Origin of the sequence: Erythrobacter colymbi, from assembly GCF_002155685.1 — a bacterium.
GTDB lineage: Bacteria > Pseudomonadota > Alphaproteobacteria > Sphingomonadales > Sphingomonadaceae > Erythrobacter > Erythrobacter colymbi.
The window spans coordinates 1-22,931 of record NZ_MUYK01000009.1 but is presented as its reverse complement, the minus strand read 5'-3'; the positions used below and the strand labels follow the sequence as shown (position 1 = coordinate 22,931).

Annotated in this window: 19 protein-coding genes; 7 read left to right on the top strand and 12 right to left on the bottom strand. The window is 65.1% G+C overall.

Going from position 1 to position 22,931, the window contains the following annotated elements:
• Positions 1–22: 22 nt before the first annotated feature.
• From BZF57_RS14930 to BZF57_RS14885, 10 genes are all read right to left on the bottom strand, one after another.
• Positions 23–832 carry a hypothetical protein gene (locus BZF57_RS14930; protein ID WP_086739410.1) on the bottom strand — a complete coding sequence of 270 codons (810 nt, stop codon included), beginning with the start codon at positions 830–832 and terminating at the stop codon, positions 23–25.
• A 10-nt stretch (positions 833–842) separates the two neighbouring features.
• Positions 843–2,246, bottom strand: a complete 1,404-nt coding sequence (gene lpdA, locus BZF57_RS14925; RefSeq protein WP_086739408.1) for a dihydrolipoyl dehydrogenase — start codon at positions 2,244–2,246, stop codon at positions 843–845.
• Between the two features lie 102 nt (positions 2,247–2,348).
• On the bottom strand, positions 2,349–3,584 hold the full coding sequence (odhB, locus tag BZF57_RS14920; RefSeq protein ID WP_086739406.1) for a 2-oxoglutarate dehydrogenase complex dihydrolipoyllysine-residue succinyltransferase: 1,236 nt from the start codon (positions 3,582–3,584) through the stop codon (positions 2,349–2,351).
• Positions 3,574–3,990 (bottom strand): hypothetical protein, encoded by a 417-nt coding sequence (locus tag BZF57_RS14915; protein ID WP_143738513.1) that lies wholly within the window; start codon positions 3,988–3,990, stop codon positions 3,574–3,576. The genes odhB and BZF57_RS14915 overlap by 11 nt, the downstream gene beginning before the upstream one ends.
• A 13-nt stretch (positions 3,991–4,003) precedes the next feature.
• Positions 4,004–6,817: a 2-oxoglutarate dehydrogenase E1 component gene (locus BZF57_RS14910; RefSeq protein ID WP_086739402.1), complete on the bottom strand. Its 2,814-nt coding sequence runs from the start codon at positions 6,815–6,817 to the stop codon at positions 4,004–4,006.
• A gap of 70 nt (positions 6,818–6,887) precedes the next feature.
• Positions 6,888–7,778 (bottom strand): succinate--CoA ligase subunit alpha, encoded by an 891-nt coding sequence (sucD, locus tag BZF57_RS14905; RefSeq protein ID WP_086739400.1) that lies wholly within the window; start codon positions 7,776–7,778, stop codon positions 6,888–6,890.
• The gene (locus BZF57_RS14900; protein WP_086739398.1) at positions 7,778–8,275 is read right to left on the bottom strand and encodes a hypothetical protein; all 498 of its coding nucleotides are present in this window, start codon (positions 8,273–8,275) and stop codon (positions 7,778–7,780) included. Before BZF57_RS14900 ends, sucD begins: the two co-directional genes overlap by 1 nt.
• Positions 8,259–9,221 (bottom strand): malate dehydrogenase, encoded by a 963-nt coding sequence (gene mdh, locus BZF57_RS14895; RefSeq protein ID WP_086739396.1) that lies wholly within the window; start codon positions 9,219–9,221, stop codon positions 8,259–8,261. The genes BZF57_RS14900 and mdh overlap by 17 nt, the downstream gene beginning before the upstream one ends.
• A 261-nt stretch (positions 9,222–9,482) precedes the next feature.
• Positions 9,483–9,824, bottom strand: a complete 342-nt coding sequence (locus BZF57_RS14890; RefSeq protein ID WP_086739394.1) for a hypothetical protein — start codon at positions 9,822–9,824, stop codon at positions 9,483–9,485.
• Between the two features lie 127 nt (positions 9,825–9,951).
• The gene (locus BZF57_RS14885; protein ID WP_240506008.1) at positions 9,952–11,088 is read right to left on the bottom strand and encodes a cell wall hydrolase; all 1,137 of its coding nucleotides are present in this window, start codon (positions 11,086–11,088) and stop codon (positions 9,952–9,954) included.
• Between the two features lie 140 nt (positions 11,089–11,228).
• Between BZF57_RS14885 and BZF57_RS14880 the strand changes: the two genes are divergently transcribed.
• The 7 genes from BZF57_RS14880 (at position 11,229) to BZF57_RS14850 (ending at position 20,095) form a co-directional block, all read left to right on the top strand.
• Complete coding sequence (locus tag BZF57_RS14880; RefSeq protein WP_086739392.1) at positions 11,229–12,089, top strand: ABC transporter substrate-binding protein; 861 nt, start codon at positions 11,229–11,231, stop codon at positions 12,087–12,089.
• Complete coding sequence (locus BZF57_RS14875) at positions 12,086–13,084, top strand: FecCD family ABC transporter permease (RefSeq protein WP_086739391.1); 999 nt, start codon at positions 12,086–12,088, stop codon at positions 13,082–13,084. The genes BZF57_RS14880 and BZF57_RS14875 overlap by 4 nt, the downstream gene beginning before the upstream one ends.
• Positions 13,081–13,824: an ABC transporter ATP-binding protein gene (locus tag BZF57_RS14870; RefSeq protein WP_086739389.1), complete on the top strand. Its 744-nt coding sequence runs from the start codon at positions 13,081–13,083 to the stop codon at positions 13,822–13,824. Before BZF57_RS14875 ends, BZF57_RS14870 begins: the two co-directional genes overlap by 4 nt.
• Positions 13,825–14,243: 419 nt before the next feature.
• Positions 14,244–17,153, top strand: coding sequence for an excinuclease ABC subunit UvrA (gene uvrA / locus BZF57_RS14865; protein WP_086739387.1), 2,910 nt, complete (start codon positions 14,244–14,246; stop codon positions 17,151–17,153).
• Positions 17,154–17,206: 53 nt separating this feature from the next.
• Positions 17,207–17,680, top strand: a complete 474-nt coding sequence (locus BZF57_RS14860) for a hypothetical protein (RefSeq protein ID WP_086739385.1) — start codon at positions 17,207–17,209, stop codon at positions 17,678–17,680.
• A 255-nt stretch (positions 17,681–17,935) separates the two neighbouring features.
• The gene (locus tag BZF57_RS14855; RefSeq protein ID WP_162291024.1) at positions 17,936–19,780 is read left to right on the top strand and encodes an RNA-directed DNA polymerase; all 1,845 of its coding nucleotides are present in this window, start codon (positions 17,936–17,938) and stop codon (positions 19,778–19,780) included.
• Positions 19,781–19,858: 78 nt separating this feature from the next.
• The gene (locus BZF57_RS14850) at positions 19,859–20,095 is read left to right on the top strand and encodes a hypothetical protein (RefSeq protein ID WP_086739381.1); all 237 of its coding nucleotides are present in this window, start codon (positions 19,859–19,861) and stop codon (positions 20,093–20,095) included.
• A 227-nt stretch (positions 20,096–20,322) separates the two neighbouring features.
• On the opposite strand, the gene BZF57_RS14845 is transcribed toward BZF57_RS14850, so the two are convergent.
• Complete coding sequence (locus tag BZF57_RS14845; RefSeq protein WP_162291023.1) at positions 20,323–21,186, bottom strand: winged helix-turn-helix domain-containing protein; 864 nt, start codon at positions 21,184–21,186, stop codon at positions 20,323–20,325.
• A 373-nt stretch (positions 21,187–21,559) separates the two neighbouring features.
• Positions 21,560–22,771, bottom strand: coding sequence for an IS256 family transposase (locus tag BZF57_RS14840; RefSeq protein ID WP_011950834.1), 1,212 nt, complete (start codon positions 22,769–22,771; stop codon positions 21,560–21,562).
• Between the last annotated feature and the right edge of the window lie 160 nt (positions 22,772–22,931).

Below are 22,931 nucleotides of genomic sequence, written 5' to 3'. Positions count from 1 at the left end.
CAAAGCCGCGATCGGGGTCAAATCACCCTTGGCGCGCTGTCCCCGAAGCGCCGAGCGCGAGGCCGAGGCCGAGGATGGGCGATGCGCCGTAGCCGATCAGGGGGAAGGGGAAGGGGGCGATTGCCGCCATCGCGCCGAGCGTGACCAGCAGCGCGGCGAGGGGAAGCGTCTCTTCGCGGGGGGCAGTTCGCAGCAGCAGGGCGGGCACGGCGGCAAACAGCAGCGCGCCAAGCGCCAGTGCGGCGAGCGGGGCTGCAGCCCAGACCTGCGCAAGGACGCCCTCGGTGAATATCTGCGCCTCGAGCGTCCCGCGCCCGAAGGTCAGCGCCGCCAGTCCCGCACTCGCCGCCGCAACCAGCGCAAAACCGGCCGAGCGGCGGAGGGCGGCCAGCACGGCGCTCGCCGCTGCCAGTCCGGCGAGCATCGCGGAATCGGGCTGCAACGCCAGTGCCGTCGCCGCAAGCGCGAGCAAGGCGGGGCCGAAGCGTGTCGCCTGAGCCGCAAGCACCACCACCAGCGGGAGCAGCAGCGCGCCGGAATGCACCAGCACCGGCCCGGCTGGCAGCCAGCGGCTTACCCCGCCGACTGCGGGGCCGAGCAGCAGGGGAAAAAACAGCAGCGCTGCGGCGAGCAGAGCGATCCCGAAACGCACCCCAAGCGAGGTTGGCAATCGTCCCCACACCGCCCACAGCGATGCAAGCACCAGCGCGCCCGCGTTGACGGCGATCAGCCGCGCGGGCGCTCCGAAAGCGGCGAGGTAGGCGAGCCCGCCCAGCGCGGGCACGGCGAGCGGAAGAGCGCGCCGCCAGCGATCAGCGAGAGGCGCGCTCACTCCGGTTTGATCACATGTGGATCGGCTTGCCCGTCACCGCCATCGCCGCTTCCTTGAAGGCTTCGGCGTGGGTCGGGTGCGCGTGGCAGGTATAGGCGATGTCTTCGGACGTCGCGCCGAATTCCATCGCCTGCGCGGCCTGCGCGATCATCGTGCCAGCGAGGCTGTTGATCATCCACACGCCGACCACGCGGTCGGTCTCGGCGTCGGCGATCACCTTGACGAAGCCATCGGTGTCGCGGTTGGCCTTGGCGCGGCTGTTGGCCATCATCGGGAACTTGCCGACCTTGACCGCGAGGCCTTTCTCCTTGGCCTGCTCTTCCGAGATGCCCACGCCCGCGATCTCCGGCGCGGTGTAGACGACGCTCGGGATCACATCGTGGTTCACGATGCCGGTGAGACCGGCGATGTTCTCGGCGACCGCAATGCCTTCATCCTCGGCCTTGTGGGCGAGCATCGGGCCGGGGACGACGTCGCCGATCGCCCAGATGTTCGGGACGGCGGTGGTGAAATCGTGGTCGATCTCGATCTGGCCGCGGTTGTTGGTGCTGAGCCCCGCCTTCTCGAGCGCGAGGCCCTCGGTGTTGGCGCGGCGGCCGATGGCGACCAGCACGTGGCTGGCCGTTATGGTCTGCGCGTCGCCGCCCGCCGCAGGTTCGACGGTCAGGGTGACGGTCTTGCCCTTGACCTCGGCGCCGGTGACCTTCTGGCCGAGCATCAGGCTCATGCCCTGCTTCTTGAAGATCTTGCCCGCTTCCTTGCGCACCTCGCCGTCCATGCCGGGGAGGAGCTGGTCGAGGAACTCGATCACGGTAACCTTGGCACCCAGACGCCGCCACACGGAACCCAGCTCGAGGCCGATGACGCCGCCGCCGATAACCACGAGGTGCTCGGGCACTTCATCCAAGTCGAGCGCGCCGGTGCTGTCGACGATGCGCTTGCCGGCATTGTCGACGGTCACGCCGGGCAGGGGGGTGACGCTGGAACCGGTGGCGATCACGATGTCCTTGGCGGTGACCTTCTGGCCCGCGACATCGACGGTGTGCGCGTCCTCGAAGGCGGCGTGGCCCTGGAGCCAGGTGACCTTGTTCTTCTTGAACAGGAATTCGATCCCGCCGGTGAGCTCGCCGACGGCCTTGGTCTTCTCGGCCATCATCTTGCCGAGGTCCAAGGTGGGCGTCGCAGTGATGCCCCAGGTGGCGAAATGGCCGCCCGCGGCTTCCTCGAACAGCTCCGAGCCGTGGAGCAGCGCCTTGGAGGGGATGCACCCGACATTGAGGCAGGTGCCCCCGAGCGTCGCGCGCGATTCCACGCAGGCGGTCTTCAGCCCGAGCTGCGCGGCGCGGATCGCGGCCACATAGCCGCCCGGGCCGGCACCGATGACAAGGACGTCGTAATCGTAGGAATGGCTCATGGTTCTTCTCTCGTCATCCCCGCGAAGGCGGGGATCCAGCTGGCACCCTTCCCGTAGCTGGATCCCCGCCTGCGCGGGGATGACGGGAGGGTGAGGGCAAGCTTACAGGTCAATCAGCATCCGGGTGGGATCCTCGATCGCGTCCTTGATGATCTTGAGCGCGGTCACGGCCTCGCGCCCGTCGATCAGGCGGTGGTCGTAGGACATGGCGATGTACATCATCGGGCGGATCACGATCTGGCCATTGCGGACCACGGGGCGATCCTCGATCCGGTGGAGGCCCAGCACCGCGCTCTGCGGCGGGTTGATGATCGGGGTCGACATCAGCGAGCCGAACACGCCGCCGTTCGAGATCGTGAAGGTGCCGCCGGTCATGTCTTCCATCGTCAGCGTGCCCGCCTTCGCGCGCGCGCCGAAATCGGCGATGTCCTGCTCGATGCGGGCAAAGCCCTTCTTGTCGGCATCGCGGATGACGGGGACAACAAGGCCGTTGGGCGCGCTGACCGCCACCGAGATGTCGACATAGTCGTGATAGATGATCTCGTCGCCGTCGATATAGGCGTTGACTGCGGGGACGTCCTTCAGCGCGAGGCAGGCGGCCTTGGCGAAGAAGCCCATGAAGCCGAGGCGAATGTCATGCTTCTTGGCGAACAGGTCCTTGTACTTGTCGCGCGCTTCGATGACGGCGCTCATGTCGACATCGTTGAAGGTGGTGAGAAGCGCGGCGGTGTCCTGCGCGCTCTTCAACCGCTTGGCGATGGTCTGGCGCATGCGGGTCATCTTGACCCGCTCTTCACCGCGCGCGCCGCCGGTTGCGACCGGAGCCGCGGGAGCGGGAGCAGCCGGAGCAGGCGCCGGAGTGGCCGGGCCCTTGGCCTTGGCTTCGGCGGCGGCGAGCACGTCTTCCTTGGTCAGGCGGCCGTCCTTGCCGGTGCCCTTGATGGTCGAGGGATCGACCCCGTGCTCCAGCACCGCGCGGCGCACCGCGGGCGACATGGTCTGGGCGGGGGTGAGCAGCTCTTCCGAGGCTGCCGGAGCAGGCGTGTCGGCCTTGGCGGCGGCAGGTGCGGCAGCAGCGGCCGGGGCCGCAGCGGCGGTGGCGCCCGCCTCGATCAGCGCGATCACCGCGCCGACTTCGACCGTGTCACCGACCGCGACCATATGCTGCGACATGATCCCCGCGACCGGCGAGGGCACGTCGACCGCGACCTTGTCGGTCTCGAGACTGGCAATGGGCTCGTCGACCGCGACCGCTTCGCCCGGCTGCTTGAGCCATTCAGCAATCGTGCCTTCGGTGACAGATTCGCCGAGGACGGGGACTTTGATTTCAGTAGTCATATTGCATTCGATCCCATTCTTTGAAGTCCCACAATCTTATATCGCTTGCAGCCAACTTTGATTTTAGAATCTTCTCGATGAATTCCATCAATTGATTCACAGTAACATAATTGTCGTATTTTCGAAACCAGCGACGAACAATGCGACTGTATGGCTCAACAGCGACAGAGTATGCGTTTTCTTCCTTCAAGTCGGTTCTGCAGATCAAGGTTATCATGTAGGGTTTTCGTGAGACGACAACTTGCCACATCCAGTCTTCATCGTAATAGTCGCCACAGTACCCCTCCATTTTCAGGGTATCGGCCAACAACTTGGCTAATCTGCCGGCGCCCGGATCCATCGTGTCATCATCAAGTGCGGGAAGCGACGAAACCTGTTCCGATTTGAAATGGAGTAAGGTCTTCATCGCTTTCGGCCGCTCAACCATCGTTCTTGTCAACCTCCCCCAGCGCGGCAGCGATCAGCGCTTCCTGCTGGGCCTTGTGGCGGCTGGCGAGGCCTGTCGCAGGCGAGGCGGCGGCGTCGCGGCCGGCATAGGTCGGACGCATGCCCGCGTGGCCCGCCTTGGTCAGCGATTCCTCGATCCGCTCGTTGACGAAGAACCATGCGCCGTTGTTGCGCGGCTCTTCCTGGCACCACACGACCTCCTTGAGGCCCGTCATGCGCTGGAGCCGGATCGCCAGCGGGTCGCCGGGGAAGGGGAAGAGCTGCTCGATCCGGACGATCGAGACGTCCTCCAGCCCCGCCGCATCGCGCGCCTCCATGAGGTCGTAAGCGACCTTGCCCGAGCACAGCACCAGACGGCGCACCTTGTCGTCGGCGATGTCCTTCGTGTCGGACAAGATGCGCCGGAACTGCTTCTCGCCGAGGAAGTCCGCCTTGGCGCTCTTGGCCAGCGGGTGGCGCAGCAGCGACTTGGGGCTCATGATGATCAGCGGCTTGCGGAACGACCGGAGCATCTGGCGGCGCAGCACGTGGAAATAGTTCGCCGGCGTCGTGATGTTGCACACGCACACATTGTCGTCGGCGCAGAGCTGCAGGAAGCGCTCGAGACGCGCGGAGGAATGCTCCGGCCCCTGGCCTTCGTAGCCGTGCGGCAGCAGCATCACGAGGCCGTTGGCGCGCAGCCACTTGCTCTCGCCGCTCGCGATGTACTGGTCGATCATGATCTGCGCGCCGTTGGCGAAGTCGCCGAACTGGGCTTCCCACAACACGAGGCTCTTCGGGTCCGCCATCGCGAAGCCGTATTCGAAGCCGAGCACGCCGTATTCGGACAGCGTGGAATCGTGCACCTCGAACTTGCCGTGGGGCAGGGTGGTGAGCGGCACGTATTTGCGCTCGCTCTTCTGGTCGACCCACACCGCGTGACGCTGCGAGAAGGTGCCGCGCCCGGAGTCCTGCCCCGAGAGGCGCACCCCGTAGCCTTCCATCACGAGACTGCCGAAGGCGAGCGCCTCGGCGGTGGCCCAGTCGAAGCCTTCGCCCGAGCTGAACATCTCGCGCTTGGCGGCGAGCACGCGGTCGAGGGTCTTGTGGATGTCGAGGTCGGCGGGGACTTCGGTCAGCACGCGGCCGAGCGCATCGAAGGTCTTGGGCTCGATCGCGGTTTCGACCGAGCGGCGCGCGGTCTCCGGATCGGCGGGCTTGTTGAGCCCGGCCCAGCGGCCGCCGAACCAGTCGGCTTCATTGGGCTTGTAGCTCTTGCCGGCCTCGAATTCCGCCTCGAGCAGCGCAGTGAAATCGGCCGCGATCTTGTCGCGCGTGCCGGGTTCGACCACGCCCTCGCGGATCAGGCGCGCTTCGTAGGAGACCGAGACCTTGGGGTGGGCGCGGATCTTGTCGTACATCACCGGCTGGGTGAACTTGGGCTCGTCGCCCTCGTTGTGGCCGAAGCGGCGGTAGCACCACATGTCGATCACCACGTCGCGGTGGAAGGTCTGGCGGTATTCGACCGCGAGCTTGCAGGCGAAGGTCACCGCTTCCGGGTCATCGCCGTTGACGTGGAGGATCGGTGCCATGACGCCCTTGGCCACATCGGACGGATAGGGCGAGGAGCGCGCGAACTTGGGGCTGGTGGTGAAGCCGATCTGGTTGTTGATGATGAAGTGGACGCAGCCGCCGGTGTCGTAGCCCGGCACACCCGAAAGCGAGAGGCTTTCCCACACGACGCCCTGACCCGCAAAGGCCGCATCGCCGTGGATCAGCACAGGGAGCACCTGGTCCTTCTTCTTGAGGTCGTCGCGGATCGCCTGCTGCGCGCGGGTCTTGCCGAGCACGACCGGGTTCACCGTCTCGAGGTGCGAGGGGTTGGGCACGAGGCTCATGTGCACCGAAATCCCGTCGAACTCGCGGTCGGTCGAGGTGCCGAGGTGGTACTTCACGTCGCCCGAGCCACCGACATCATCGGGGTTGGCCGAGCCGCCCGAGAATTCGTGGAAGATCACGCGGTAGGGCTTGGCCATCACGTTGGCGAGCACGTTGAGGCGGCCGCGGTGAGCCATGCCGTAGATGATCTCGCGCACGCCCGCGCTGCCGCCGTGCTTGATCACGGCTTCGAGCGCCGGGATCATGGATTCGCCGCCATCAAGGCCAAAGCGCTTGGTGCCGACATACTTCTTGGCGAGGAATTCCTCGTAGCCTTCCCCGCGCAGCACCGCCGCGAGGATCGCCTTCTTGCCCTCGGGGGTGAACTGGATCGTCTCGCCGGGCTTTTCGAACTTTTCCTGGAGGAAGCGGCGCTCCTCGGTGTCGGCGATGTGCATGTATTCGAGGCCGACCTTGCCGCAATACACTTCGCGCAGGCGCTGGTGGAGCTTGCCCACCGTGGTCCATTCCATGCCGAGCACGCCGCCGACATAGACGTCCTCGTTCTCCTTGCCCGCAAGGCCGTGCCATTCGAGCGTCAGGTCAGCAGGCCCTTCGCGGTTGGAGAGGCCGAGCGGATCGAGGTCCGCGGCCATGTGCCCGCGCACGCGGTAAAGGCGAACCAGCGTCATCGCTGCGATCGAGAGCTTGGCGGCTTTCTCCACGGCGGCGGGGTCGCTCGCCTTGCCCGCATCCTTGGCCGCCTTGGCGACCGCGAGCTTCATCTCGGTCGGGTCCATCGCCGCGGTGAGGTCCGCGCCGCTGTCCGCGAGCGTGTCGAGCCAGCCGCGCTTTGCCCACGAGGGGCCGGGCTGCGGGCCTTCCTGATCGGTGAAGGCGGGGATGAAGTTCTGCTGTTCGTTGCCCATGATGGGACTCCCGGGGAGGAGGAAGGATGGCCCCCGACGGTTAGGACGCCGGGGGCCGGTAGTCGTTAACTCAGGCGTTTTCTTTCAGCATCGCGGCCAGCGTTTCGCCGAGCAGCGAGGGCGAGGGGCTGACGCGGATGCCCGCATCTTCCATCGCCGCGATCTTGTCTTCGGCGCCGCCCTGACCGCCGGAGACGATCGCGCCCGCGTGGCCCATGCGGCGGCCCGGAGGGGCGGTGCGCCCGGCGATGAAGCCGACCATCGGCTTGGAACGGCCCTTGGCGGCCTCGGCCTTGATGAAAGCGGCGGCTTCTTCCTCGGCCGAACCGCCGATTTCGCCGATCATGATGATGCTCTCGGTCTCGGGATCGTCGAGGAACAGGTCGAGCACGTCGATGAAGTTGGTGCCATTGACCGGATCGCCGCCGATGCCGACCGCGGTGGTCTGGCCGAGGCCCGCCATGGTGGTCTGGTGCACGGCTTCATAGGTGAGCGTGCCCGAGCGGCTGACGATGCCGACCGAGCCCTTCTTGAAGATGTTGGCCGGCATGATGCCGATTTTGCACTCGTTGGGGGTCAGCACGCCGGGGCAGTTGGGGCCGATCAGCCGCGACTTCGAGCCCGCGAGCGCGCGCTTGGCGCGGACCATGTCGAGCACCGGAATGCCCTCGGTGATGCAGATGATCAGCTCGATCTCGGCATCGATGGCCTCGCAGATCGCGTCGGCGGCGAACGGCGGCGGGACGTAGATGCACGAGGCAGTCGCGCCGGTCGCGGCCTTGGCCTCGCGCACGGTGTCGAACTGCGGCAGGCCGATATGGGTGGTGCCGCCCTTGCCCGGCGTCACGCCCGCGACCATCTGCGTCCCGTAATCGAGCGCGGCCTGGGTGTGGAAGGTGCCGGTGTTGCCGGTCATGCCTTGCGTGATGACCTTGGTGTCTTTGTTTACGAGGATGGACACTATTTTTCTCCGGTAAATCTGACGTCTATTTTGACTTTCGACGGTTTTTCGTAATAGTCCTTGTCGACATAGAAGAGCAGCGACCTGTCACTTTGCTCAAGCAAAAAGCCTTTTCCGGTCTCGCGAAAAGCTTTTCCGGAAAGATTGCTAAGATCAATGAGCATGATGAGCCGTGCTTCACTTGATGAGCTCAATGCTGCTCTCACAAGGCAAGCGCCCTCACCAACGATGATCTCGATATTGCTTTCAGCGTTCTGAAAGCTGCGGCCCTCCGGCTTCGGGGATTGTTCCACCCAGCCGGCGTTGAGGATTTTGGACGTATCAACCTGCAGAGAGCTGGTCGCTTCAAGGCACAGCCTTGCCGCACCCGCGACTGCAGAATGCTCCGCCAAGGCGACGCGGCTTTTGGCAGTCGCAACAGGCGTTACCGCAAGAGGTTGCGCCAATGCGACGCAACCCAAAGCGACTATGCCGAACCAGTTACGCAAGGCTGCCATCCAGCGCCTTGCACGCCTCGACCAGTTCCTTGACCGCGTCGACGCTGACCTGAAGGTTGGCCTTCTCCTCGTCGGTGAGGTTGATCTCGATCACCTCTTCCGCGCCGTTCGCGCCGATTACCACCGGCACGCCGACATAGAGCCCGTCGACGCCGTACTTGCCGTCAACCTGCACCGCGCAGGGGAGGATGCGCTTCTGGTCGTAGAGGTAGGCTTCGGCCATCGCAATGGCGCTGGTGGCAGGCGCGTAGAAGGCCGAGCCGGTCTTGAGCAGCGCGACGATCTCGCCGCCGCCCGAGCGGGTGCGCTGGACGATTTCGCCAAGGCGGTCTTCCGAGATGCCCTTGATCTTGGCCATGTCCGCGACCGGAATGCCGTTGATCGTCGAGTAGGAGAGCACCGGCACCATCGTGTCGCCGTGGCCGCCGAGGACGAAGGCGTTCACGTCCTTCACCGAAACGCCGAATTCCCACGCGAGGAAGGTGGCAAAGCGCGCCGAGTCCAAGACGCCGGCCATGCCGACGACCTTGTTCGCCGGAAGGCCCGAGAACTCGCGCAGCGCCCACACCATCGCATCGAGCGGGTTGGTGATGCAGATCACGAAAGCGTCGGGGCAGTTGGCAGCAATGCCTTCGCCGACCGCCTTCATCACCTTCAGATTGATGCCGAGCAGATCGTCGCGGCTCATGCCGGGCTTGCGCGCGACGCCCGCGGTAACGATCACGACGTCGCTGCCGGCGATGTCGGCATAGTCGTTCGAGCCGGTGATGCTCGCGTCGAAGCCCTCGACCGGGCCGCACTGCGAAAGGTCCAGCGCCTTGCCCTGCGGAATGCCCTCGGCCACGTCGAACAGGACGATGTCGCCAAGGCCCTTGAGGGCCGCGAGGTGAGCGAGCGTGCCGCCGATATTGCCGGCGCCGACGAGGGCGATCTTCTTGCGGGCCATGTGCTGGACTTCCTTCCCTGATCCGTCGGGACGAAGTTGTGGGCTGCGCTCATGCGGAACAGGCGCTGGTGCCAACCCCCGTCCCAAGCGGCCTGGCACCCGTTACGAGAGCCGCGGTAGGCCGCTGGAAAAGCGATTGCAACCGTCAAAAGGTCGGATTTGCCAACTATCTTTGCAAACAGTTCGCAATTGCATTAATGGGGGCGGTTCGGCGTATCAGGGAAACACCATATCCCGCCTGCCGCTAGGGCAAGCGTCTGTTCAGGCAGGAGCAAGCTCCCGCCCGACCCGCGCGGCGAGGCGGCGGTCGAACATCTGGGTGATCGACAGCCAGCGGTCTTTCGCATCGGCATCACCGCGCGCGCAGGCCTCCTGCGCCTCGTCGAGCGCGGCGCTGGCTGCGGCAAGGCCGTGGACGGCGAAGTGGTGCAGGGCCTCCACCAGCAAGGGATCGAAGCGCCCCGGAGCAGCGATAGCCTCGCCCGCCGGATGTCCGTTGTCGTTCGCCGCCCGCGCCAACGCAGGGGCGATCAGCCCGCGACCCGCAGCGCGCCAGCCGAGGCGGCGGGCAGGGTGATTGGCTGAGGCAAAACGGACGGACATGGGGCGGGTGTTCCTGCTCTTGGCCGGCACCTTGCGTGCCCGGCGGGGTGGCAGGTCTATAGATGGAGCCGGCTGAAGGCTTGGTGTGGCAACAGGGTTTCCGGCGGCTTAACCCTGTTCTTTTGCCCTAGTTGGCCGGAGCGGGCGCCGCGCCCGGCTGGGCCTTCCACTGGCCCGCGCGGGCATATTCGGGCCGCACCGCGCCGGTGCCGGTGACCGGCTCGCTCGCCGCAGCTGACGGGGTTCCGGCGTCTGACGCAGGGCGCGCTGCCTGCTTCTTCGCGGGCACGGGATCGAGCTCGTAGGCGATGACCGGACGGCCTGCCGCGTCCGGAACCGCTCCGGGGATGGCGGCGACCGCGCCAGCGGGCGGCGGGGTGGTGCGTCCGAAGACGGTCGGCTCGAGGCCCGCATAGCCGCCCTTGAAGGCCGCCGCCTGCCCGTTCCCCCCGCGCAGCCGGTAGAAGCGGTGCGCGCCGATCGTGCCGATGTGGTCGAGCGTGCTCGCCCAATAGGGGTTCACCCAGAGCGTGTGGTAATGCGTGGCAAGGCCAACGGGGGCATAGACGCTCCCCGCCAGCGCCTCGGCGGCGATGCGCTGGGCCTGCGCCCAGCTCGCCCCGCCCGGACGCCGCGCAAGGCTGCCGTCGCAGGTGAAGGTGAACTGGCAGCCGGTTGAGCGTTCCGAGCCCTGATAGACAACGCCGCACACCGAATTGGGCCAGGCCGGATGGGCGACGCGGTTGAGCACTACCTGCGCCACAGCGCGCTGTCCGGCCTCGCTTTCGCTTGCGGCCTCGTACCAGATCGCCTGCGACAGGCATTCCTGTGCGCGCATCTGGGTGAGGCCGGTGCCCGCACCGTAAAACGGCTTGGCCGCCGCGCCGACATCGATCAGCGCGCCGAGCTCGCGTCCGCTCTCGGCGCCTTGCGCTAGCGGGTTGTCGGTGGGGAGCGCGACCAGCGCCGTGCCGGCGGGATCGGCCATGTAGTAATAGGCCGAGCCGGGGAAGCTCATGCCGGGCCGCTCGAAGGGCAGCGCCGCCTCGGCCGCCTGCCGTGTGGCGAGCGCCGCCGTGCTCTCGACCGCCGGGCCGGGCAGGGTGCCGACGCCGCCTGTCGCCGCCATCGCAGGCACGGTGATCGCGGCGAGCAGCACGCCGAGCCGCTTGCGCCAGACCCCGCCGGGCAGGCTCCAGCCGCGCCGCGCACCCGGGGCGACATTGCCCGAGGTGTCGACGAAAAGGATGCGCTGGCGGGCCATGATTGCCTGCCCGCTTACGCGCGGGGGCAGGTGCGGGCGAGCGTCGAGGGGGTGCGCGTCCCGATTCCGGACACCTGCAGGCAGCGTCTTAACCCGTTGCTTGCGAGGCCAGCCAAGCCTATCGCCTTGCCCTACGGGATATGGCGCGGGATCGCATCACGACAGGGCCGGGGGCATGGTGCGGCGGGCCGCTAGCGGCGGTGCTGGCGCTCGCGCTCGCCGCCTGTGCCCCGGCCGCTTCGGCCCCGCCCCCGCATGACGCCGCGCACCCGACCATCGTCAGCCTCAACCCCTGCCTCGATGCCATTCTGGTCGAGATCGCGCCGCCCGGTCAGGTGCTGGCACTGTCGCACTACAGCCGCGATGCGTCCTCGTCCTCGATCCCCGTCGGGGTCGCCGCGCGCTACGGGGTGACGGGCGGGACGGCCGAGGAGGTGATCGCCGCAAGGCCCGATCTGGTGCTCGCCTCGATCTACCTGCCGCAGCCGACGAAGACCGCACTCGAAAAGGCCGGATTGCGGGTTGCGACTTTCGGCAGCCCCGCGACGGTCGCCGAGAGCATCGCGCAGGTGCGCGAAGTGGCACGGCTGGCCGGGCGCTCGGGCGAGGGCGAGGTACTCGCGGATCGCATCGCTGCCCCCGCCGCCGTGCCGGGACGCCCGATCAACGCCCTGCTGTGGCAGGAGGGCGAGATCGTCGCCGGCGAGCAGACCCTCATCGCCGAGCTGATGCGCGAGGCAGGCTTTTCGAGCGACGCCGCCCGCCGCGGACTGGGGCAGGCCGACCGCGTCAGCCTCGAGAATGTGCTCGCCGACCCGCCGGGGGTGTTGCTGGTCGCAGGCGACGCCGCGGGGCAGCGCCATCCGCTCGTTCAGAACACCTACAGGAGCATGATCGTCGCCGACTTCGATCCCTCGCTACTCTATTGCGGCGGGCCGACCATCCCCAAGGCGCGTGACCGTTTGAAGGCGATCCGCGCCGAGGCGGAGGCACGCCGATGACCCGCGCGAGCCTCGTCTTCGCCGCGCTGCTGGCGCTGCTGTTTCCGCTCTCGCTGCTGGCCGGGAGGGTCTGGATCGCGCCTGCCGATTTCGGCCCGGGCAACACCCTGCTGATCCTCGGCGAGCTGCGCCTGCCGCGCGCGGTGCTCGCGGTGGTGATCGGCGGCGGGCTGGGCGCGGCGGGAGCGGCGATGCAGGGCTATCTCAGGAACCCGCTCGCCGACCCGGGCCTGTTCGGCATCGCTCCGATGGCGGCGTTGGGCGCGGTGGCGAGCTTCTGGCTGACCCCGCTGCTGCCCCCCGCATGGGCCGCATGGAGCCTCCCCGTGCTGGCGCTCGCGGGAGCCGGCCTCGGCATGGCCGCGCTCGCGCTGATTGCGGGGCGCACCGCGTCCGACGCGGCGGGCGGGGCAGGGGACGGCATCGCGCTCTTCACGCTCGCCGGGTTGATGCTGGCGAGCCTCGCGGGCGCCCTGACCGCGCTCGCGATTACCCTCGCGCCCAATCCCTTTGCGCTCTCCGAAATCGTCATGTGGCTCAACGGCGCGCTCACCGACCGCTCGTGGCGCGAGGTGTGGATCGCCGCCCCCCTGACCCTCGCAGGCGTGGGCGTGCTCGCGCTCGCCGCGCGCAGCCTCGACGCGTTGACTCTGGGCGAAGAAGCGGCGCGCTCGCTCGGGGTCGAGCCGCGGCGGCTGCTGGTGCTGCTGGTCGCGGGCGTGGGCCTCACCGTAGGCGCGGGCGTGGCGGTGGCTGGGATCATCGGCTTTGTCGGCCTCGTCGTCCCCCATCTGGTGCGCCCGCTGACCGACCGCCTGCCGTCGAGCCTGATCCTGCCGAGCGCGCTGGCCGGGGCCAGCCTCGTGCTCGCGGCGGACAGCATCGTGCGGGTGCTGCCGCTGGTGACCGAGCTGCGCCTCGGGATCGCGCTGTCGCTGATCGGCGCGCCGTTCTTCGGCTGGCTGTTGCTGCGGATGCGGAAGGGGGCGCTGTGACCCTCGTCGCCGACAATCTGACGCTCGGGCGCGGCGGGCGCAGCGTGGTGAACGGGCTGTCGGCCACGCTCGCGCCGGGGCAGATCACCGCGATCGTCGGGCCGAACGGCGCGGGCAAATCGTCGCTGCTGCTGGGGCTGGCCGGGCTGCTGGAGCCTGCCTGCGGGAGCGTCACGCTCGACGGCGAGAGCCTCGCGCAGCTCCACCCCCGCACCCGCGCGCAGACGATAGGCTACCTCCCGCAGAGCCCCGACATCGCCTGGGATGTCGCGGTCGAGCCGCTGGTGGCGCTCGGCCGCCTGCCGTGGCGCGACAAGGGGACGGCGGCGATCGAGGCGGCGATGGCGGCGCTCGATCTCCAAGACCTGCGCAAACGCCCCGTCAGCCGGCTATCCGGCGGCGAGCGCGCGCGGGTGCTGCTCGCCCGCGTGCTGGCCGGTTGCCCTCGCTGGATTCTCGCCGACGAACCGCTCGCCGCGCTCGATCTCGCGCACCAGCTGGCACTGGTCGCGCATCTCAAAGACTGCGCGGCGGCAGGGCAGGGCGTGGTGGTGGTGCTCCACGATCTGGCCGTGGCGATGAACCACGCCGATCACGTGCTGGTGCTGAAGGACGGCCACCTCGCCGCCGAAGGCCCGCCCCGGCACGCACTCCAACCGGAGATCATCGCGCAGGTCTGGGGTGTGACCGCGCAATGGATGGGCGCGCCGGGGCGGCAGGGGTTGGTATTCGGTACTTGATCCGGGGCAGTGGGCGGGGAAGCCTCGGGTGTGCTCCGCCCGCCATAATCCGCCCCCTTTGCCTCCCCGCGGCGGCGGCCAGGTTGCGACCCTCGAGGGACCCGGCCAGCACGCTCTGGAGAGGCCCTCTTCTTGCGGCACACTGCACACATTGGCGACTTCAGAAATTCTGTAGGGTACAGGGTTTTTTCTTCAAGCCATTGAAATAATACAGTTCTAACTCTTCAGAGAAGCCGGATCAGGGCCTCCGCCACCCCTTGGCACCGCGCCGAACCGTGCTTTGCGACGGTGCCGCGCGGGCACCATTCGCCGGTTTGCCCGTTGCATCGCAGGCGGGGCGTCGCCATCTGGGGATGACCGGCGCCCACGCTCCTCTCCGCGCCTTGACGTTTGCGAACATTTCCGGAACAAATCACCCTATGAGCCTTACGACGATTTCCGTGCGCGGTGCGCGCGAACATAACCTCAAGGGTATCGATATCGATCTGCCGCGCGATGCGCTGATCGTGGTCACGGGCCTGTCCGGCAGCGGCAAGTCGAGCCTCGCCTTCGACACGATCTATGCCGAAGGGCAGCGCCGCTATGTGGAATCGCTCTCTGCCTATGCGCGCCAGTTCCTCGAGATGATGCAGAAGCCCGATGTCGAGCATATCGACGGGCTCTCGCCGGCGATCTCGATCGAGCAGAAGACCACCAGCCGCAACCCGCGCTCCACGGTCGCGACGGTGACCGAGATCTACGACTACATGCGCCTGCTGTGGGCGCGGGTTGGGACGCCTTACTCGCCCGCGACCGGCGAGCCGATCAGCGCCCAGACCGTCAGCCAGATGGTCGACCGCGTGATGGCGCTCCCCGAAGGCACACGCGCCTATCTGCTCGCCCCCGTGGTGCGCGGGCGCAAGGGCGAATACCGCAAGGAAATCGCCGAGTGGCAGCGGCAGGGCTTCACCCGCGTGCGGATCGACGGGGAGATCTACCCGATCGAGGAGGCGCCTGCGCTCGACAAGAAGTTCAAGCACGACATCGAGGTGGTGGTCGATCGCATCGCGGTGCGCGAGGGCATCGAGACTCGGCTGGCGGACTCCTTCGAGCAGGCGCTGAAGCTGGCCGAGGGGCTCGCCTATGTCGACCTCGCCGACGGCGTGGTGCCGGGCCGCGAGGACGAGGGGAAGGGCGGCGCGATGAAGGGGGCTGGCTTGCCCGCCAACCGCATCGTCTTCTCCGAAAAATTCGCCTGCCCGGTCTCCGGCTTCACCATCGAGGAGATCGAGCCGCGGCTGTTCTCGTTCAACGCGCCACAGGGTGCGTGCCCGGCGTGCGACGGGATCGGCGAGAAAATGCTGTTCGACCCGCAGCTGGTGGTGCCCAACGAGGCGCTGACCCTCAAGCAGGGCGCGGTAGTGCCGTGGGCGAAGTCCAACCCGCCTTCGCCCTACTACATGCAGGTGCTGGCTTCGCTGGCGAAGGCCTATGGCTTCGATCTGACGACCCCGTGGAAGGACCTCGCGCCCGAGCAGAAGCTCATCATCCTCCACGGCACGGGCGGGATGCCGGTGCCGCTGACCTTCAAGGACGGCCGCCGCGAATACACCGTCCACAAGCCCTTCGAGGGCGTCATCGGCAACCTCAACCGCCGCATGATGCAGACCGAAAGCGCGTGGATGCAGGAGGAGCTGTCGAAGTACCAGACCGCCCAGGCCTGCGAGACCTGCGGGGGCAAGCGGCTCAACGAGAAGGCGCTCTCGGTGAAGATCCCGGGCGCCGACGGGCCGACCGACATCGCCACGCCGGTGCAGATGAGCGTCGCCGATGCCAAGGCGTGGTTCCTCGATCTCGACCAGTACCTGACCCCGCAGCAGAGCCAGATCGCCAAGGCCATCCTCAAGGAGATCAACGAGCGGCTGGGCTTCCTCGACAATGTCGGGCTCGACTACCTCAACCTCGACCGCACCAGCGGCACCCTCTCCGGGGGCGAGAGCCAGCGTATCCGCCTCGCCAGCCAGATCGGCTCCGGCCTCTCCGGCGTGCTCTACGTGCTCGACGAGCCCAGCATCGGCCTCCACCAGCGCGACAACGACCGGCTGCTCGAGACGCTGAAGCGCCTGCGCGATCTCGGCAACACGGTGATCGTGGTCGAGCATGACGAGGATGCGATCCGCGCCGCCGACCATATCGTCGACCTCGGCCCCGGGGCGGGGGTGCATGGCGGGCAGGTGGTCGCGGAAGGTACGCTCAAGCAGATCCTCAAGGCCAAGGGGAGCCTCACTGCGGATTACCTCACCGGCAAGCGCAAGATCGACGTGCCGGCCAACCGCCGCAAGGGCAATGGCAAGCACATCGAGGTGAAGAACGCGCGGGCGAACAACCTCAAGGGCGTGACCGCCAAGATCCCGCTCGGCACCTTTACCTGCATCACCGGGGTCAGCGGCTCGGGCAAGTCCTCGCTCACCATCGACACCCTGCAGGCCGGCGCCTCCCGCGTCCTCAACGGCGCGCGGGTGATCGCCGGGGCGCATGACGCCATCACCGGGCTCGAGCACTGCGACAAGGTCATCGAGATCGACCAGTCCCCCATCGGCCGCACCCCGCGCTCCAACCCCGCCACCTACACCGGCGCCTTCACCCAGATCCGCGACTGGTTCGCCGGCCTCCCCGAAAGCCTCGCGCGCGGCTACAAGCCCGGGCGCTTCTCCTTCAACGTCAAGGGCGGCCGCTGCGAGAAGTGCCAGGGCGACGGCCTCATCAAGATCGAGATGCACTTCCTCCCCGACGTCTACGTCACCTGCGAGGAATGCGGCGGCAAGCGCTACAACCGCGAGACGCTCGAGGTGAAGTTCAAGGGCCACTCGATCGCCGACGTGCTCGACATGACGATCGAGGACGCGGAGGAATTCTTCAAGGCCGTCCCCCCGATCCGCGAGAAGATGCGGATGCTGAACGAGGTCGGCCTCGGCTACGTCAAGGTCGGCCAGCAGGCGACCACCCTGTCGGGCGGCGAGGCGCAGCGGGTGAAGCTGGCGAAGGAACTCGCCCGCCGCTCGACCGGGCAGACGCTCTACATCCTCGACGAGCCGACCACGGGCCTGCATTTCGAGGACGTGCGCAAGCTCCTCGAAGTGCTGCACCGGCTGGTGGAGCAGGGCAACTCGGTGGTGGTGATCGAGCACAACCTCGACGTCATCAAGACCGCCGACTGGATCATCGACCTCGGCCCCGAGGGCGGGGTGCGCGGCGGGGAGATTGTTGCGGTCGGCACGCCCGAGCAGGTGGTGAAGGAGCCGCGGAGCTTCACCGGGCAGTATCTGGCGCCGCTGCTAACCAAGGCTTAAATTCAACCGCTTAGGCTCGCCGCTTCGCAGGGGAGGCAGCGATGCGATTGTGGATGATCTTTGTTCCGGCCGCCGTTCTGGGCGGGCTCAACGCCGGCTATGACGCATGGCGCAAGGCTCCCCCGAGCGCCCAGTCCCTCGCGCGGCGCGAGTGCATCCAGACCCTCGATGACGAGGGCATGCCGCGTCACTATGCGGTCGAGGTGTGCAACTGCATGATGAACAAGGCGGTGCAGTGGAAGCGGGACAACCCCGAGGCGGAATACACGCTCGCGGTTCACCGCAGCCTCGGCGTGCCTTGTCTCAAGGCGGTGGAGGCCAGCCGCAGCGGCCCGCCCCCTGCCGGCGTCTTCGTCTCCGACCCGCCGAAGTCACGCCCCGCGCCCGACCCGGCGCTGGTGCGCCGCCTCGAGGAAGGCCAACGCCGCGCCGCCACCGCCCGGCCCGCCGCCCCGGCCGGCACCTACCCAGCCCCCTCCCGCCCCGAAGGCCGCGACGCCGACACGGCCGACGCCTACGCGTGGTGAGGGTGGGGAGCACAGCGGCGAGATCGTCGCGGTCGGGACGGCCGAGCGGGTGGTGAAGGGGGCGCGGGGCTTCACGGGCGGTGTCTAGCGGGGTTGTTGGGGCGGTAATCCTTCCTCGTCGGAACGCCTTCAAGATTCAACCTGTCGAACTTGCCTTTCGGAACCCGTTAGTCGCCAAGTTCCTGACGCGTAGACAATTTTGCTGTTCATTATAGCTCTGAATGGTATCTCCTTTGTGGCTAAATGGGGGTGGTTGTGGCGTTGAAGATTTCGCAGTTTGCAAGTTTGCACACTCCGCGACTAGCTGAGCGGCGGAAGAAGCTCGAGGTTGCTTTTTCCACAGCGGCAATGGAGAAGGTTTGGAAAGATTACGTAAGGCCAGGTCTTCGTAGTCAGGAGGTGCTCGATCTTTTCGATTACAACGACTTTCATTGGAACAAGTCGGCGCATTTTGAACATCTTGCACAGGCATTGATCGATGGAAGATATAGGCCTTTGCCATCCCACCCTCATCGCCTTGAGAAACGACTTGGTGTATGTCGCACAGTCGTCTTGCCTTCCCCTCAAGATGCTGTCGTATTACAATGTCTGTCAGAGGTAATTCTGCCAAGGGCATTGAAGAAGCAACCATCCAAAAATGCTTTTTTCAGCCGGAGTCACTCGGGTCCAGCGGCTGAATTCACGTTTGGAACTGATTATATTTGGTTCAAGCGTTGGCCAGAATTCTCGAAAAAGAGAACGGCATTGTCATCAACGCATGAATACGTCGTGACTACAGATATATCAAATTTCTATGACAACATAAAATATTCAGATTTGCGAAATTTGTTATCCGATTTAGGTCGTGTCTCGGAAGTTCTATTGGACATTCTTTTTGACGTTATTGACAGAATTTCATGGAGACCTGACTACTTACCGTCAATGTGGGCTGGATTGCCTCAGGTCCAGTTCGATGCACCGCGCCTTCTTGCCCACGTATATCTGTTTGAGGTGGATGGGTTTCTGGATGCTGAGACGGGTGGTTGCTTTGTACGATGGGTCGACGACATTACCTTTGCGGTTAGCAGCAAGCAGCAAGGTAAGAGGCTGCTTAGAGATGTCGACGCCTTGCTTCAACTTCGTGGCTTAAGACTAAACTCTGGAAAGACTGCCATACTCTCGAAGGATCAGGCCAGACGCTATTTTCATGCTCGTTCAAACGAATTTCTGGATCGTGTAAAAATTCGAGTCGACAAGGCATTGGCTGCCGGAAGCGCGACTGGATCAATATCTCGTCAATTGCGCAAGAGCTTCGATGCGTTCCGTTTGCGGCCAGCCTACGGGCATTCTGATAAAGTCTTGAAGAGGTATGTCTCGACCTTTGGCCGCTTAAGGGATCCCCATGCACTAGGCTTTTGCATTTCGAGGTTCGTTGATGACCCCGGTTTTCGAGAGACAGCGCTCCGATACTACAACCAGATCGGCCCCTACCCTTCTATCATTGAATCTTTGTCTAAATTTTTGAAGTCTAATGACGTCTTAGATGATGCATCGATCTGTCAAGTCGCTCGGTGTCTGACACTTTTCGAGATTTCCTCTAGGACTCGTGCTTTTAAAGATCTATCTCAACTTGGAATTGATATTTCAAAAAGTAAATATTTGCGAAAAAGTTACTTTTATTTGGTGGCATCACTGTGGTTATTGGCAAAGTATGGAACGCAGAATCAACTGAAGACTGTTCTTCAAGACACAGAGGATTTGTGGTCAAAATCGGAGTTTTTATCACGACAAGTGGCTGCAAGCGCTGCAAAATTTCGTAAACTCAATGATTTTAATTGGATAGCAAACAAGATTGCTAAGCATGGATTTCAGTCTGCAATTACGGTTGTAAATTCCCTGAGAGATCTTCAAACATACACTGTATCAGTTCCGGCATATATTCTTTTATATTGTACAAACGGTAATCAGGTTAGTCCCTATTCCATTCAAAGATTCCTTGTCACATTTCGGGTGGCGAGCTCCCGCAATCTCGCACCCGCTAAGAGGACGGAATTTATTGATCGTGTTCTCCAGTATGTTCGCGACCCTCACTTTGTGAAAGTCCTCCAGAAACTTAGATAGAATAAGGATCGCCCTTTCCTACACCCCCACCGCCATCATACCCTCCCGCGCTCCTCCCTCCCGTACAGGAGCAGCGCCATGAACGGCATCAACCAGCCCTCCTTCGATCCGCAGCCCTATGACAACACGCAGAAGCTGCCCCTCGGGCCTTCGACCATGTTCGATCCGGGCGAGCGCGCGTTCATCACCGCGTGGCTCGGTCATGTGGCGGCGGGGCGTATCGGGGGGAATCCGGCTATGTCGGAGGAAAGCCGCGAAGCGATCCTTGCCAATGAGCGGGTGATGTTCGGGCGGCAGCGCACCGTTCTCGATTGAGAGCCTGCCGCCGCCGCCTCGCACAAGCGCGAGGGGCGGGGGACAGGACCACCCCGGACGGATCCGGGGTGGCGGAGGGGCGATCAGGGGCTGAGCCTCCCTCCGAGCTTGGCAAGGCCGCCGCGCGGGCGGGCCTCGGTTCCGGTCTTCCGCAGCCGCGCGTCGCGCGCTGGCGGGGTTGGGCGGTTTCCAGGGGGTCGCGTCACTGGAAACCGCCCGCAAGCAGGTCACGCAGGCGGCTCGGGGTGCCCGGCCTGCGGGACATCGAAAGGGGCGGGGGGCGCGACCAGCTTGTAGCCTTCGGAACGCACGTTCTCGATCCGCGCCTCTCCGCGCAGGTGGCGCTTGATGTTGTGGATCACCACCCGCAGGTTCGAGAGCGAGGCGTCGTAGTAATCGCCCGCCAGCGTGTTCCGGAGCACGCCATAGCTGCACACCCCGCCCTTGGCCCGCACCAGCACCTCGATCACGCGCCGCTGCGCGCCCGAGGGCGCGTCATAGGCGCACACGCGGTTGATGGTCTGGTGGAATTCGGACAGGTCGCGCTCGATCTGGCGGGTCATGCGGTGGCGCCGGCAGATCGCGATCACGCGCGCGGCGAACTCGTCGCCGGAGAGGTTGCCGACATTGACCACGTCGTCATAGCCCAGCCGCAGCAGCTCGGCCCGGCGCCGCGGGCTCAGCGTGCTGCCTACTGCGAGCACCGGGGTGCGGCGCAGGATCGGCAGGTTGACCTTCATGAACGAGGCGAGGCGGTTGCTGTCGTTCCCGCTGACAATGACCACGTCCATGTGTTGATCGGTGCGCGGCAGGATGTCCGAGATCAGCCGGTACTTGGCGAAGGTCGCGCCGGGCAGGTGCTCCTCGACGAAGCTCTCCCGCTCGAGCGAGTTCACGTCGCTGGTGAAGAGATACTTCACGCTGAGGAAATGGGTGGGCGAGATGGCGTTCAGCTCGTCCATGGAGAGGATACGCAGGGTTGGTCGGGCATAGGGGAGGCGGGCGGACGCCGTGAGGGGCGGGCCCAGCGACGCGGCCGGCTCGCCCTCGAACGGGCGGCTCGATCGGAAACTATCGTCGCAGATGGTCATGACGAATAGTAACACGACTAAATAAATGCAGACAAATGACCGTTGATTAAGGCAAAGATACCGATACCATTGCAACAACATGAAAATCCTGCAGAAAAATACTGATGCAGGTTAGTAAATTCGGCGGGTGCGGGCGGGGTGTCGCAATTTCAAGGGGTTGGATGATGGACGATGTGCCAGGATCGGTAGGTGATAATCCGGGGGTGATCCGATAAGGCACTGATTTTTGGTGGGGCGCTGCGGATAAAATTAAGGGTCAAGAAGTTTGTACAAAAGCGACAAGTATTGAATTGTCGTATAACAGATCGCTTACTTCAAAAGGTCGCGTCCGTCAATGTGGTGTAGAATTGGGTGTGGCCAGCGGGCTGCATTTTCAGGCGGCCTTGGGTGTAATCTGTAGCGGCTGTGCCTCCTCGATCATTGGTGTAGCAAGGGCGGCCATGCCCTCGATCTGCATGTAGCGGTGCTGGAGCTGGTATTCGTCATTCTGCTCCAGCAGGACGGCGCCGACGAGGCGGATGATGCTATCCTCGTTCGGGAAGATGCCGACGACATCGGCGCGGCGCTTCACTTCCTTGTTCAGGCGTTCCAGTGGATTGGTGGAATGTAATTTGACGCGGTGCTGCTCGGGGAAGGTCATGTAGGCCAGCACGTCGTGCTCGGCATCGTCCATGCAGGCGCCGAGCTTTGGCCAGCGGGTACGCAACTGGTCGGCGACCTGGCGCCAGACCTGTGTCGCGGCGGCATGGTCGGGCTGGAGGAAGACCTGGCGGATGGCAGCGGCGACGACGGTGTTCTGGCCCTTGGGCACGTAGGCCAGGGCATTGCGCATGAAGTGGACGCGGCACCGCTGCCAGGTGGCGCTGAGCACGCGAGTGATCGCTGCCTTGAGGCCCTCGTGGGCATCGGAGATGACCAGCTTCACGCCGGTCAGTCCGCGGCGTGCGAGGTCCTTGAGGAAGCTCGACCAGAATGGCTCGGCTTCGGAGGGTCCAATGTGAAGGCCAACGATTTCGCGCTTGCCCTCGGTGTTGACGGCAACGGCTATTATCGCGGCGACACTGACGATCCGCCCGCCCTCGCGCACCTTGAGGTAGGTAGCATCGAGCCAGAGGTAGGGCCAGTCGCCGGTGAGCGGCCGCTTAAGGAAGGCATGGACACGTTCGTCGATATCCTTGCACAGCTTGGACACCGAGGATTTGGAGATGCCGGTCATGCCCATGGCCTGCACCAGCTCGTCGACACGCCGGGTGCTGACGCCGGCGATCCACGCCTCCTGGATCACCGCGACCAGCGCCTTCTCGACGGTCTTCCTGGGTTCCAGGAAGCCAGGGAAGTAGGCGCCGGTCCGTAGCTTGGGAATCCTCAGGTTGAGCGTGCCGAGCCGGGTATCGAGGCTGCGGTCGCGGTAGCCGTTCCGCCAGGTCGTCCGGTCGCCGGAGCGCTCGTGTCGGCTAGCGCCGACCAGGCCATCGACGTCGGCCTCCATGATGATCTGTAATACGCTCTCGGCGATCGTGCGCAGGAAATCTCCATCTCCAGTCTTCGCCATCAGCTCGGCAAGCGGTAGTCTGTCGTCGGTCATCGGGATCAACTCCTCGGTGGGCGTGTGAAGTGTGGTAACTCCACCTTACCGATGAGCCCGGTGGCCACCGAGATCGAAATCGCATGGGGTGGGGCATGCCCCACCCCATGCGATCATCTCAATCTACACCAGAAATTACACCACGAGCGCGGACGCTAAC